The sequence below is a fragment of the Burkholderia sp. AcTa6-5 genome (genome assembly GCF_017815075.1).
In the GTDB taxonomy this organism is placed as follows: domain Bacteria; phylum Pseudomonadota; class Gammaproteobacteria; order Burkholderiales; family Burkholderiaceae; genus Burkholderia; species Burkholderia sola.
In genome coordinates this window covers 340,846-354,070 of the sequence record NZ_JAGIQE010000003.1, presented here as the reverse complement: position 1 = coordinate 354,070, position 13,225 = coordinate 340,846, and the positions used below count along the sequence as shown (strand labels likewise).

The 13,225-nt window shown below is 68.2% G+C and carries 13 protein-coding genes; 6 read left to right on the top strand and 7 right to left on the bottom strand.

What is annotated here, in order from left to right; translation table 11 throughout:
- The first annotated feature begins 14 nt into the window (after positions 1-14).
- Positions 15-1,064 carry a UDP-N-acetylmuramate dehydrogenase gene (gene murB, locus J8I33_RS06720; RefSeq protein ID WP_124639440.1) on the top strand — a complete coding sequence of 350 codons (1,050 nt, stop codon included), beginning with the start codon at positions 15-17 and terminating at the stop codon, positions 1,062-1,064.
- An 85-nt stretch (positions 1,065-1,149) separates the two neighbouring features.
- Here murB and argF read toward each other — a convergent pair whose 3' ends face one another.
- Complete coding sequence (argF, locus tag J8I33_RS06715; protein WP_027785240.1) at positions 1,150-2,079, bottom strand: ornithine carbamoyltransferase; 930 nt, start codon at positions 2,077-2,079, stop codon at positions 1,150-1,152.
- Between the two features lie 423 nt (positions 2,080-2,502).
- Between argF and J8I33_RS06710 the strand changes: the two genes are divergently transcribed.
- Positions 2,503-2,823: a DUF3579 domain-containing protein gene (locus tag J8I33_RS06710; protein ID WP_011546046.1), complete on the top strand. Its 321-nt coding sequence runs from the start codon at positions 2,503-2,505 to the stop codon at positions 2,821-2,823.
- Between the two features lie 159 nt (positions 2,824-2,982).
- Here J8I33_RS06710 and rpsT read toward each other — a convergent pair whose 3' ends face one another.
- Complete coding sequence (gene rpsT, locus J8I33_RS06705; protein WP_006482211.1) at positions 2,983-3,255, bottom strand: 30S ribosomal protein S20; 273 nt, start codon at positions 3,253-3,255, stop codon at positions 2,983-2,985.
- 304 nt (positions 3,256-3,559) lie between these two features.
- Between rpsT and murJ the strand changes: the two genes are divergently transcribed.
- Both murJ and J8I33_RS06695 read left to right on the top strand, forming a co-directional pair.
- On the top strand, positions 3,560-5,110 hold the full coding sequence (gene murJ, locus J8I33_RS06700; protein ID WP_050017059.1) for a murein biosynthesis integral membrane protein MurJ: 1,551 nt from the start codon (positions 3,560-3,562) through the stop codon (positions 5,108-5,110).
- A gap of 8 nt (positions 5,111-5,118) precedes the next feature.
- Entirely contained in the window at positions 5,119-5,961 is an 843-nt protein-coding gene (locus J8I33_RS06695) for a SirB1 family protein (protein WP_011546044.1), read from the top strand.
- 232 nt (positions 5,962-6,193) lie between these two features.
- On the opposite strand, the gene adk is transcribed toward J8I33_RS06695, so the two are convergent.
- The 4 genes from adk to lpxK form a co-directional block, all read right to left on the bottom strand.
- On the bottom strand, positions 6,194-6,856 hold the full coding sequence (gene adk / locus J8I33_RS06690; RefSeq protein WP_050017061.1) for an adenylate kinase: 663 nt from the start codon (positions 6,854-6,856) through the stop codon (positions 6,194-6,196).
- 208 nt (positions 6,857-7,064) lie between these two features.
- Positions 7,065-7,856: a 3-deoxy-manno-octulosonate cytidylyltransferase gene (gene kdsB / locus J8I33_RS06685; RefSeq protein WP_050017063.1), complete on the bottom strand. Its 792-nt coding sequence runs from the start codon at positions 7,854-7,856 to the stop codon at positions 7,065-7,067.
- A 124-nt stretch (positions 7,857-7,980) separates the two neighbouring features.
- Positions 7,981-8,175 carry a Trm112 family protein gene (locus J8I33_RS06680; RefSeq protein ID WP_006482216.1) on the bottom strand — a complete coding sequence of 65 codons (195 nt, stop codon included), beginning with the start codon at positions 8,173-8,175 and terminating at the stop codon, positions 7,981-7,983.
- Complete coding sequence (gene lpxK, locus J8I33_RS06675) at positions 8,156-9,184, bottom strand: tetraacyldisaccharide 4'-kinase (protein WP_124557690.1); 1,029 nt, start codon at positions 9,182-9,184, stop codon at positions 8,156-8,158. Before lpxK ends, J8I33_RS06680 begins: the two co-directional genes overlap by 20 nt.
- A gap of 449 nt (positions 9,185-9,633) precedes the next feature.
- On the opposite strand from lpxK, the gene xseA reads away from it, so the two are divergent.
- The gene (gene xseA / locus J8I33_RS06670) at positions 9,634-11,016 is read left to right on the top strand and encodes an exodeoxyribonuclease VII large subunit (protein ID WP_209934021.1); all 1,383 of its coding nucleotides are present in this window, start codon (positions 9,634-9,636) and stop codon (positions 11,014-11,016) included.
- Between the two features lie 227 nt (positions 11,017-11,243).
- Positions 11,244-11,822, top strand: a complete 579-nt coding sequence (sodB, locus tag J8I33_RS06665) for a superoxide dismutase [Fe] (protein ID WP_006489396.1) — start codon at positions 11,244-11,246, stop codon at positions 11,820-11,822.
- 103 nt (positions 11,823-11,925) lie between these two features.
- Here sodB and chrA read toward each other — a convergent pair whose 3' ends face one another.
- Positions 11,926-13,137 carry a chromate efflux transporter gene (gene chrA / locus J8I33_RS06660; protein ID WP_209934019.1) on the bottom strand — a complete coding sequence of 404 codons (1,212 nt, stop codon included), beginning with the start codon at positions 13,135-13,137 and terminating at the stop codon, positions 11,926-11,928.
- Positions 13,138-13,225 lie beyond the last annotated feature (88 nt).

The following is a 13,225-nucleotide window of genomic DNA, read 5'->3' as shown; positions in this document are numbered from 1 at the left end:
CGACGTGACCGCGAATGCCGATGCCTCCTGACGATTGCTCCCTGTCGCTGCTTCCCGACCATCCGCTCGCCGCGCACAACACGTTCGGCATCGCCGCGCGCGCGCGCTTCGCCGCGCGCATCACGCAGGCGGCGCAGTTCGAGGCGCTGCATCGCGACCCGCGGGTCGCGAGCCTGCCGCAGCTCGTGCTCGGCGGCGGCAGCAATATCGTGTTCACGCGCGATTTCGACGGCATCGTGCTGCTCGACGAGATCGCGGGCCGCCGCGTCGTGCGCGAGGACGACGACGCGTGGTATGTCGAGGCCGGTGGCGGCGAGAACTGGCACGCGTTCGTCGCGTGGACGCTCGAGCACGGGATGCCGGGCCTCGAGAATCTCGCGCTGATCCCGGGCACCGTCGGCGCCGCGCCGATCCAGAACATCGGCGCGTACGGCCTCGAGATGAAAGCGTATTTTGATTCGCTGGTCGCGGTCGAGCTGGCGACCGGGCGCAGCGAGCGCTTCGACGCCGCGCGCTGCGCGTTCGGCTATCGCGACAGCTTCTTCAAGCGGGAAGGGCGCGGCCGGTTCGCGATCGTCGCGGTGACGTTCCGGCTGCCGAAGCAATGGACGCCGCGGCTCGGCTACGCGGACGTCACGCGCGAGCTCGACGCGCGCGGCATCGCGTCCGATGCGGCGACGCCGCGCGACGTGTTCGATGCGGTCGTCGCGATCCGCCGCGCGAAGCTGCCCGATCCGCTCGTGCTCGGCAATGCGGGCAGTTTCTTCAAGAATCCGGTGATCGACGCCGCGCAGTTCGACACGCTGCGCGCCCGCGTGCCGGAGGTCGTGTCGTATCCGCAGCCGGACGGGCAGGTGAAGCTCGCGGCCGGCTGGCTGATCGACCGCTGCGGCTGGAAGGGGCGCGCACTCGGGGCGGCGGCCGTGCACGACCGCCAGGCGCTCGTGCTCGTCAATCGCGGCGGCGCGACCGGCGCCGACGTGCTGGCGCTGGCGCGGGCGATCCAGGCTGACGTGCGCGCGCAGTTCGGCGTCGAGCTGGAGGCCGAACCGGTCTGCCTGTAACGGCGCGCGCCGGTTTTCGCGCATCCAAACGAAAAGCGCCGGTCGTCGACCGGCGCTTTTTTACGCGGGTGCGTTGGGCGGCGCGTCAGTGCTTGAGGCGGCCGAGCAGCAGGAACTCCATCAGCGCCTTCTGCACGTGCAGGCGGTTTTCCGCTTCGTCCCACACGACGCTCTGCGGGCCGTCGATCACGCCGGCCGTCACTTCCTCGCCGCGGTGCGCGGGCAGGCAGTGCATGAAGAGCGCATCCGGATTCGCGTGGCCCATCATTTCCTCGTCGACGCACCAGTCGGCGAATGCCTGCTTGCGCGCCTCGTTTTCGGCCTCGAAACCCATGCTCGTCCACACGTCGGTGGTGACGAGATCGGCGCCCTTGCACGCTTCGTTCGGATCGTCGAACACCTCGTAGAACGGCGCGCTGTCGGGCGACACGAGCTTCATGTCGAGCGCATAGCCGGGCGGGGTGGACAGGCGCAGCTTGAAGCCGAGGATCTGCGCGGCCTCGATCCACGTGTACAGCATGTTGTTCGCGTCGCCGACCCACGCGACGGTCTTGCCGGCGATCGGCCCGCGGTGCTCGTAGTACGTGAAGATGTCCGCGAGCACCTGGCACGGGTGGTAGTCGTTCGTCAGCCCGTTGATCACCGGCACGCGGGAATTCTGCGCGAAGCGCGTGATCACGTCCTGTTCGAACGTGCGGATCATGATGATGTCGACCATTCGCGAGATGACCTGCGCGGAATCCTCGACGGGTTCGCCGCGGCCGAGCTGCGTGTCGCGCGTGCTCATGAAGACGGCGTGGCCGCCGAGCTGGAAGATCCCGGCCTCGAACGACAGGCGCGTGCGCGTCGAGCTCTTCTCGAAGATCATCGCGAGCGTGCGGTCGTGCAGCGGGTGATAGGTCTCGTAGTTCTTGAACTTGCGCTTCAGGATACCCGTGCGTTCGAGCACGTACTCGTAGTCTTCCAGCGAGAAATCCTTGAACTGCAGGTAGTGACGAATGGTTTTGGCGGTCATGAAACGAAATACGGCGGGTCTCACCCGGCAGCGAGGCCGGACGGCGCCGCCGTCGGGTGTGGATAACTCAAAGCAGCATAAAGGATTTTCTGTGCTTTGACGAGCCGTGAAAAAGCCGTCGAAAGACGCGGGGCAGGATCGCCGCGCGCGACCGGCCGTGCGGGAAGAGGGGTGTCGGGACGACGCGCGATGGCGCGCTGCGGTATAATTCGAAAGTTTTCTCCAGCCCGGCAGGCAAGGCTTTTCGCGCTCTGCCGGACACAAGCCGTGCGCTGCACACATCCGGTGCAGTCCACCGGCGGCGCGCATCGACGCTCCGTTTTCGGGATATCGATCGGCGCGTGCGGCCGACCCTCCAGCTTTGTGTTCGCGTATCCAGGCGCCGTTGCCTGGGCATCGCCGGGCCGTCACTTGGGTAACCACATGGCTGAAACCCCTCCGACCGAATTTTTCATCCAGGGCATCACGAAAGACGGGAAAAAGTTTCGCCCGAGCGACTGGTCGGAACGTCTGGCCGGTGTGATGGCCTGCTTCGGGCCGGGGGCGAGCGGGCCGAACGCGCGTCTCAAGTATTCGCTGTACGTGCGCCCGACGATGCTCGGCGACCTCAAATGCGTGATCCTCGATTCGCGGTTGCGCGACATCGAGCCGATGGCGTTCGATTTCGTGCTGAATTTCGCGAAGGACAACAACCTCGTCGTGACCGAGGCGTGCGAACTGCCGGACTACAACACGAAGAAGTGACCGATGCCGACGGGCGAGGGTGCGTGTCGCACCCGCCCCCAAGGCAAGCACTGCCGCCGCGCACGATGCGCCGGCGGCAGGCAACGAAAAAGCCCGCCTAGGCGGGCTTTTTCGTGATCGCAGGAAACAGGAACGCCCGCGTGAGCGGGCGCACCGGAGTTACGCTGCTGCCTGCAGGCCCTTGACGGCTGCGGCCAGGCGGCTCTTGCTGCGAGCGGCCTTGTTCTTGTGAACGATCTTCTTGTCGGCGATCGTGTCGATCGTCTTCACGGCAGCCTTGAACAGCTCGGCAGCCTTTGCCTGGTCGCCGGCTTCAACAGCCTTGCGAACCGACTTGATCGCGGTACGGAATTTCGAGCGCAGCGCCGAGTTGTGCGAGTTTGCCTTCGCGGCCTGGCGGGCGCGCTTGCGTGCTTGTGCGGAGTTAGCCATGACGGTTCCTTATCCTGTCCTGTTTCCAGAGCTTGGAGCCTGACGGCCAAGCGCTGCTTTTCGATCCGTCCCCTGAGAACGATTGCCCAGGGGCGCATAAAAAAACGGTGATTTTAACCGAGGCCGGGACATGAAAACGGCAGTTGCCGTGCATGTACGAGCCCAGAAACCGGCGATTATAGCAACAAAATCAAGCGAGTGGCAAGTTCGACGTAACGTCCGCCAACTGGAGCGCCGGCGGCGGCCGCGCTTTTCGGCATCGGCCGGTGGCCGGGTCGCGCAACGTCCGTATAATAAGCGCCCCATGAATCTATTCCGAGCCCTGCTGACGGTCAGCGGCTTCACGCTGCTGTCGCGCGTGACCGGACTGGCCCGCGAGACGCTGATCGCCCGTGCGTTCGGCGCCAGTCAATACACCGACGCGTTCTACGTCGCCTTCCGTATCCCGAACCTGCTGCGCCGCCTGTCCGCCGAAGGCGCGTTCTCGCAGGCGTTCGTGCCGATCCTCGCCGAGTTCAAGAACCAGCAGGGGCACGATGCGACGAAGGCGCTCGTCGACGCGATGTCCACCGTGCTCGCGTGGGCGCTGGCCGTGCTGTCGGTTGTCGGCATCGCCGGCGCGTCGTGGGTCGTGTTCGCGGTCGCGTCCGGCCTGCACGCCGACGGCCAGGCGTTCCCGCTCGCGGTCACGATGACGCGGATCATGTTCCCGTACATCGTGTTCATTTCGCTGACCACGCTCGCGTCGGGCGTGCTGAACACGTACAAGAGCTTCTCGCTGCCCGCGTTCGCGCCGGTGCTGCTCAACGTCGCGTTCATCGCCGCGGCCGTGTTCGTCGCGCCGCACCTGAAGGTGCCGGTCTACGCGCTTGCATGGGCGGTCATCGTCGGCGGCGTGCTGCAGTTTCTCGTGCAGTTGCCGGGCCTCAAGAAGATCGACATGGTGCCGCTGATCGGCATCAACCCGCTGCGCGCGCTGCGTCATCCGGGCGTGAAGCGCGTGCTCGCGAAGATGGTGCCCGCGACGTTCGCGGTGTCCGTTGCGCAACTGTCGCTGATCATCAACACCAACATCGCATCGCGGCTCGGGCAGGGCGCCGTGTCGTGGATCAATTACGCCGACCGCCTGATGGAATTCCCGACCGCGCTGCTCGGCGTTGCGCTCGGCACGATCCTGCTGCCGAGCCTGTCGAAGGCGCACGTCGACGCCGACTCGCACGAGTATTCGGCGCTGCTCGACTGGGGGCTGCGCGTCACGTTCCTGCTCGCGGCGCCGAGCGCGCTCGCGCTGTTCTTCTTCGCGACACCGCTCACCGCGACGCTGTTCAATTACGGCAAGTTCGACGCGCATACCGTCACGATGGTCGCGCGCGCGCTGGCCACCTACGGGATCGGCCTCGTCGGCATCATCCTGATCAAGATCCTCGCGCCGGGCTTCTATGCGAAGCAGGACATCAAGACGCCGGTGAAGATCGCGGTCGGCGTGCTGATCGTCACGCAGCTGTCGAACTACGTGTTCGTGCCGCTGATCGGCCACGCGGGCCTTACGCTCAGCATCGGCGTCGGCGCGTGCCTGAATTCGCTGCTGCTGTTCCTCGGGCTGCGCAAGCGCGGCATCTACCAGCCGTCGCCGGGCTGGCTGCGCTTTTTCGTGCAGCTCGTCGGCGCGGCGCTCGTGCTCGCGGGCCTGATGCACTGGTGCGCGATCAATTTCGACTGGACCGGCATGCGCGCGCAGCCGCTCGATCGCATTGCGCTGATGGCCGCGTGCCTCGTGCTGTTTGCTGCACTATATTTCGGTATGTTGTGGGTGATGGGCTTCAAATACGCTTACTTCAGAAGGCGCGCCAAGTGACGACCGCAATGACCCGCGTCCTCGACTACTTCAGCACGCTCGTGGCGGACGACGACAGTCTGCCCGTCACGGAAGCCGCGCTGTCGCTGGCGCAGGACGCGTATCCCGACCTCGACCTGCAGGGCACGCTGGCCGAACTCGACATGCTGGCGGCGCGGCTGCGCCGGCGGCTCGCCGACGATACGGACCTGAAGGGCCGCGTCGCCGCGCTGAACGACTTCTTCTTCCGCGAGCTCGGCTTCGCGTGCAATCACAACGATTACTACGACCCCGATAACAGCCACCTGAACGCCGTGCTGAAACGGCGCCGCGGGATCCCGATCTCGCTGTCGGTGCTGTACCTGGAGCTCGCCGAGCAGATCGGCGTGCCGGCGCGCGGCGTGTCGTTTCCCGGCCATTTCCTGCTGCGCGTGACGCTGCCGGACGGCGACCTGATCATCGATCCGACCAATGGCCATTCGCTGTCCGAAGCCGAGATGGTCGAGATGCTCGAGCCGTACGTCGCGCGCGCGGCCGGCGCCGTCGACAGCGCGTTGCGCGCGCTGCTGCAGCCGGCGACGAGCCGCGAGATCATCGCGCGGATGCTGCGCAACCTGAAGACGATCTATCTGCAGACGGAGCGCTGGCAGCGGCTGCTCGCGGTGCAGCAGCGGCTCGTGATCCTGTTGCCCGAGCAGCTCGACGAGGTGCGCGACCGCGGCTTCGCGTATGCGCGGCTCGATTACCTGCGTCCCGCGCTCGAGGATCTCGAGCAGTATCTCGGCGAGCGGCCGGAGGCGGAAGACGCGACCGTCGTCGAGTCGCAGGTCAGCGAATTGCGGCAGCGGATGCAGCGCGACGGCGAGGATTGAGCGCGCCGGCACGCCCTTGCCCGCACACGGAAAGAACGCCCGCATCGCGGGCGTTTTTCTTGCACGCGTGCCGTTGCTACTTCGGCTGCATCCGGATCGCGCCGCCCACGCGAATCACTTCGCCGTCGAGCCTCGGACGCTTGCGGCGGCGACACGCGCACGCGCGTGCACGTCGCGGCAGGCGAAAAAAAGCCGCCCGGAACGGGCGGCTTGCGGGTGCGCGACGCGCTGCTTACTTCAGTGCGTCAAACGCGCGCTCGCGGATTTCGTCGACGGTTCCGAGGCCCGAGATCTTGCGATACTGCGGCGCCTTCAAACCGTTTTCCTCGCCGCGCTGCGCCCAGTCGCCGTAGTACGTGATCAGCGGCTTGGTCTGCGCTTCGTATACTTCGAGACGCTTTTTGACAGTTTCTTCCTTGTCGTCGTCGCGCTGGATCAGCGGTTCGCCCGTCACGTCGTCGTGCCCTTCGACCTTCGGCGGGTTGAACTTGACGTGGTACGTGCGGCCCGATGCCGGGTGCGTGCGGCGGCCGCTCATGCGCTCGATGATTTCCGAGAACGGGACGTCGATCTCGAGCACGTAGTCGATCGCGACGCCGGCATCCTTCATCGCGTCAGCCTGCGCGATCGTGCGCGGGAAGCCGTCGAACAGATAGCCGTTCGCGCAGTCGGATTCCTTCAGGCGTTCCTTGACGAGACCGATGATCAGCGCGTCCGGCACGAGCTTGCCGGCATCCATGTAGCCCTTCGCCTCGACGCCGAGCGGCGTGCCGGCCTTGACGGCCGCACGCAGCATGTCGCCGGTCGAGATTTGCGGAATCCCGAATTTTTCCTTGATGAAGTTTGCCTGGGTGCCCTTTCCCGCGCCGGGCGCGCCCAACAGGATCAAACGCATGGTGATATCTCCAAGTATGTAGATTCGTGTGGCGAGACTCAAAGGCGTCGGCGACGGCGGGCGCGGGGCTTGCACGGCGCGTGGCGGACCGGTCTGATGCGGCGCGTCGGTTCGAGTGACGCGCGACTGCCGGTAGGGCCACGGGCGGGGTCAAGCGAGGACGCGCTGGTCGCGGACGGCTCGCACAATCGCCTGATTATGCCACGGGTTATTTTGAACCCGGCTGAAAAAGGGCCTGCACGCGCGCGAGATCGGCCGGCGTGTCGATGCCGGCTTCGGGCGCGGACTCGGTGATCAGCACTGCGATGCGCTCGCCGTGCCACAGCGCGCGCAGCTGTTCGAGCTGCTCGGCCTGTTCGATCGGCGCCTGCGCGAGCGACGGATAGGTGCGCAGGAAACGCGCGCGATACGCATAGAGGCCGATGTGCCGGTAGACCGGGAAAGCCGGTGCTGGCATGGCTGAGACGTCGGGCCAGTGCGGCTGGTACGCGTCGCGGCTCCACGGAATCGGCGCGCGCGAGAAGTACAGCGCGACGCTCTGCGCGTCGAGCGCGACCTTCACGACGTTCGGGTTGAACACGTCGGCCGCGTCGTGGATCGGATGGGCCGCGGTCGCGATCGCGCACGCCGGATGGGCGGCCAGGTGCGACGCTACGTCGCGGACGAGCGCGGGGTCGATCAGCGGTTCGTCGCCTTGCACGTTGACGACGACGGTGTCGTCGCGCCAGCCGAAGGCCGCCGCGACTTCCGCGAGCCGGTCGGTGCCGGACGGATGATCGGCGCGGGTGAGCACCGCTTCGAAGCCGTGATCGCGCGCCGCGTCGAGCACGCTCTGCGCATCGGATGCGACGAGCACCTGCTGCGCGCCCGCTTCGCGCGCGCGTTCGGCGACACGCACGACCATCGGCTTGCCGCCGAGATCGGCGAGCGGCTTGTTCGGGAGCCGCGTCGACGCGAGCCGGGCGGGAATGACGGCGATGAAGGGTTGCGGCTGAGTCATCGGGGAGCGCTGGGAAGGACGGGGCGGGCGACGCCGGAAGCCGGTCGCCCGGCGGAGGGCGGCGACCCGGCCGGGGCCGGGCCGCCAGTGTCGAATCGGTGCGCCGGGCGAGCGGCGCGGCGGTTCAGCGGCCGGCCGGATCGACCGGCGTGCCTTCGACGGTCTGGCGCGCTTCGTCGACGAGCATCACCGGGATGCCGTCGCGGATCGGGTACGCGAGCTTGTCCGCGTTGCAGATCAGCTCCTGCGCGGCACGGTCGTAGTGGAGCGGGCCTTTGCAGATAGGGCACACAATGATTTCAAGCAGGCGAGCGTCCACGGAGTTTCTCCACAACGAGGGCAATGAGGCGAGGGTCGAGCGCGGCTTCGACGGGGACTACCCACAGTCGGGCGTCGCGCCAGGAAGCGCCCAATTTTACTGCATCCTTCTCGGTGATCAGGATCGCATCGACGGCATCGTCGACGAACGGATTGTCGGCGAACGCGTAATGGTCGGGCAGCGCGCGGGTCGCCGGCGAGAGGCCGGCCGCGCGCAGCGTCGCGAAGAAGCGTTCCGGCGCGCCGATGCCGGCCGCGGCGAGCACGCGTTCGTTCGCGAATTGCGACAGCGGGCGGCGCAGCGCGGGCTGGTCGAGGTGCCATGCGGCGCCCGGCGTCAGCGCGAGCGCGTAGGTGTCGGGCCACGGCGGCAGCGCGCCGCTGTACGGATCGTTGACGAGCGTCGCGTCGCGATGCCGCGACAGCGGCTCGCGCAGCGGGCCGGCCGGCAGCAGGAAGCCGTTGCCGCCGAGCCGGTGGTCGAATACGACGAGCTCGACGGTGCGCGCGAGGCGGTAGTGCTGCAGGCCGTCGTCGCTGACGATCACGTCGACGTCCGGATGCGCGGCGCGCAGCGCCTGCGCGGCCGCGACGCGGTCGGGGCACACCCACACGGGCGCGCCGGTGCGGCGCGCGATCAGCAGCGGTTCGTCGCCGGCCGCGCCCGGGCGCGACGCCGGCGTGACGGCCGTCGGCGCCTTCACGTTCGCGCCGTAGCCGCGCGACACGACGCCGGGCGTGAAGCCGGCCGCGCGCAGCGCGTCGACGAGCGCGATCACGGTCGGCGTCTTGCCGGTGCCGCCGACGGTCACGTTGCCGACCACGACGACCGGCACGCCGACGTCGACCGGCTGCTTCCAGCCTTGCGCGTAAGCGGTGCGCCGCAGCGCCGCGCCCAGGCCGAACACGCAGGCGAACGGCGTGAGCGCCCACGCGAGCGCGCCGCGCCGCTGCCATTCGCGCGTCAGGCGCGCTTCGAGTCGCGCGAGCGGGCCGCCGGGCGCGCTCATCGGGCCGGGCGCGGCGCGTCGGGCGCCGCGGCGAGGGACGGATTCGTCAAGGCGGGTTCTCCATTGGGCGGCGCATGCCGCGGGGTCCGTGGAAGGCGGCACTCTAGCGCGCCGCACGCCGGCGCGGCAAGCGCGACCGGCCGCCGCGGCGCGCGGGGCCGGATCGCGACGGCCTGTGGATAACTCTGTGAAAAACTCGCCGGTCGATCGTGTCAAACGCCCGCCCGGCGGGCATCGAATCGGATGAGAATCATTTCGAAAGGTTTAAAAGATTATAAAAATCAATGTGTTGCGAAGAATCGTCTGGCTTTTTTCGCGGTTTCCGGGCGTTTTACGCGGACGAATGCCAGAGTGTGGACACCTTCCGCGCACGGTGGCGAATGCGGCGGCGCTGGACGCCGCGCGCGCGTCGGACTATCGTGACGCCGCCAGCATTCATCCGACCGCCCATGCTTTCCGATTCTCCTTTTTCCGCACCCGGCGCCACGCGCGGCGGCGACGAAGTGATTCCCGTTTCGGCGCTCAATCGTGCGATCTCGACGATGCTCGAGCGTTCGTTTCCGCTGCTGTGGATTGCCGGCGAAGTGTCGAATTTCACGCGCGCCGCGAGCGGCCACTGGTATTTCTCGATCAAGGACCAGCAGGCGCAGATGCGCTGCGTGATGTTCCGCGGCCGCGCGCAGTACGCGGAATTCACGCCGCGCGAAGGCGACCGCATCGAGGTGCGCGCGGTCGTCACGATGTACGAGCCGCGCGGCGAGGTGCAGCTCAACGTCGAAGCCGTGCGGCGCACCGGGCAGGGGCGCCTGTACGAAGCGTTCCTGCGGCTGAAGGCGCAGCTCGAAGGCGAGGGCCTGTTCGCCGCCGAGCGCAAGCGGCCGCTGCCGACCCATCCGCGCGCGATCGGCATCGTCACGTCGCTGCAGGCCGCCGCATTGCGCGACGTGCTGACCACGCTCGCCCGCCGCGCGCCGCACATTCCGGTGATCGTCTATCCGGCCCCCGTGCAGGGCGCCGGCTCCGCCGAAAAGCTCGTCGCCGCAGTTGCGACCGCGAACGCGCGGCGCGAGGTCGACGTGCTGCTGGTGTGTCGCGGCGGCGGCTCGATCGAGGATCTGTGGTCGTTCAACGACGAGGCGCTGGCGCGCGCGATCGCAGCGAGCGAGCTGCCGGTCGTCAGCGGCGTCGGGCACGAAACCGATTTCACGATCGCGGACTTCGCGGCCGACCTGCGCGCGCCGACGCCCACTGGCGCGGCCGAACTCGCGAGCCCGCAGCGCGCGCTGCTGCTGCGCGAGGTCGACGAGCGCCAGCGCGCGCTCGCGCGCGGCATGGCGCGCCGGCTCGAACAGCGCGCGCAGCAGCTCGACTGGCTTGCGCGGCGGCTCGTGAGCCCGGCCGAGCGGCTGCAGCGGCAGCGCACGCACGTCGAGCAGCTCGCGGTGCGGCTCGCGTCCGCGGCATCGCGGCCGGTGCGCGATGCACGTGCGCGTTTCGCGCTCGCGCAACTGCGCTGGCAGCGCGCGCGGCCCGATCCGTCCCAGGCGCGCCACGCGCTCGCCGGGCTGTCGCAACGTCTCGCGAGCGCGGTGCAGCGCCGTCACGAACGCGACACCGCGCGTGTGTCGGCCTGTGCGGCACGGCTCGAGGTGCTGAGCCCGCAGCGCACGCTCGAGCGCGGCTATGCGGCGCTGATCGATGCGCAGACGGGCCGCGCGGTGCGCGCACCGAACGCGCTGAAGCCGCAGCGGCGCCTGACCGTGCATCTCGCCGAAGGCTCGGCCGACGTGTCGCTCGCCGACGTGCAGCCACGGCTGACGGATACGATCTGACGTAACGGGTGCCAAGCGAAACGCGTGTCGTCGCAACACGCGCATCGCGGCGGGAACGGATGCTGCGCATCGTCGGGCTCGTCCTGCCCGGCGTTGCGCCAGCAGCGCTTTTCCGCATACCGCGGATAAATGGCCCGTGAGTTTGCGGGGTTATTCGTCCTCGCCTACAATCGGACGCTCGGCAGCATCCAACACAGCCTCCCTACATACTCAACGAAGGAATCGCCATGGCTCATACGCTCCCGCCGCTCCCGTACGCTGAAGACGCACTCGCGCCGACCATCTCGAAAGAGACGATCGAGTACCACTACGGCAAGCACCATCAGGCTTATGTGACGAACCTGAACAATCTGATCCCGGGCACGGAATTCGAAAACCTGCCGCTGGAAGAGATCGTGAAGAAGTCGTCGGGCGGCATCTTCAACAACGCCGCGCAAATCTGGAACCACACGTTCTTCTGGAACAGCCTGTCGCCGAACGGCGGCGGCGCACCGACGGGCGCGCTGGGCGATGCGATCAACGCGAAGTGGGGTTCGTACGACGCATTCAAGGAAGCGTTCACGAAGGCCGCGGTCGGCACGTTCGGTTCGGGCTGGGCATGGCTCGTGAAGAAGGCCGACGGTTCGCTCGACATCGTGTCGACGAGCAACGCCGCCACGCCGCTGACGACCGCCGACAAGGCGCTGCTGACGATCGACGTGTGGGAACACGCGTACTACATCGACTACCGCAACGCGCGTCCGAAGTTCGTCGAAGCGTTCTGGAACATCGTGAACTGGGACTTCGCCGCGAAGAACTTCGCGTAAGTCCGGCGCCTGCGCGCCGCCACGGCGCGCGGCATCGAAGCAAAGCCCTCGTTTCGAGGGCTTTTTGTTTTTTGCGCGGCCCGAACGTGCGGCGTTCGCTGGCTCAGCCGGCCGTGCCGAGCAGCCAGCCGAGCGCCGCGCTCGCGATCACCACGGCCCACGGCGGCACGCGCCAGAACACCAGCGCGACGAACGCGACCAGCGCGGCGGCCAGGTCGCGCGGCGCGACGATCGTGTCGGTCCAGACCGGATGATAGAGCGCGGCGAGCAGCAGCCCGACGACGGCCGCGTTCACGCCGGCGAGCGCGGCCTGCATGTGCGCGCTGCGGCGCAGGCGCTCCCAGAACGGCGCGGTGCCGGCGATGAGCAGGAACGACGGCGCGAAGATCGACACGAGTGCGAGCGTGCCGCCGAGCCAGCCGTTCGGCGCATCGCGCAGCGACGCACCGAGGAAGGCCGCGAACGTGAACAGCGGCCCCGGCACGGCCTGTGCGACGCCATACCCGGCGAGAAACGCCGAATCGCCGACCCAGCCGGGGGCGACCACGGCCGCCTGCAGCAGCGGCAGCACCACGTGGCCGCCGCCGAACACAAGCGCACCCGTGCGGAAGAATGCGTCGACGACAGCGAGCGTATCCGAGCGCAGCGCGCGGGCTGCGGACGGCAGCGCGACGAGCAGCGCCGCGAACAGCGCGAGCCACAGCACGCCCGCGTGGCGCGACACGTGCAGCGGCAACGGTTCGTGTGCATCGCGTGCCGGTTGCGGCAGCAGCACGAGACCGGCCGCGCCGGCCACGACGATTACCGCGACCTGCATCCACGCAGCCGGCGCGAGCAGCGCGACGCACGCGGCCGCGGCCATCAGCGTGACGCGCCGCGCATCCGGGCACAGCGTGCGCGCCATGCCCCACACGGCCTGCGCGATCACCGCGACCGACACGATGCGCAGCCCGTGCAACGCGCCGGCTTCGATCGGCGCGCCCGTTGCGTGAACGCCGAGCGCGAACAGCATCATCAGCAGCGCCGACGGCAGCGTGAAACCGAGCCACGCGGCGAACATGCCCGCATAGCCGGCACGCGCGAGACCGATCGCCATCCCGACCTGGCTGCTCGCGGGCCCCGGCAGGAACTGGCACAGCCCGACGAGATCGGCATAGGTGCGCTCGGTGAGCCAGCCGCGCCGCGTGACGAATTCCGCGCGAAAGTAGCCGAGATGCGCGACCGGGCCGCCGAACGACGTGAGGCCGAGCCGCAGGAATGCGATGAAGACGGGCCACGGATGGCGGGCGGAGGCGGGGACGGTCGACGTGTTCAAGGCGGTGCGCGCGGCGGACGGAACGAGTTGCCACGATAGCGCAACTCGGCGGCCGCGGGCAGCGCATGGCGCCAATCGCGGCCAATCG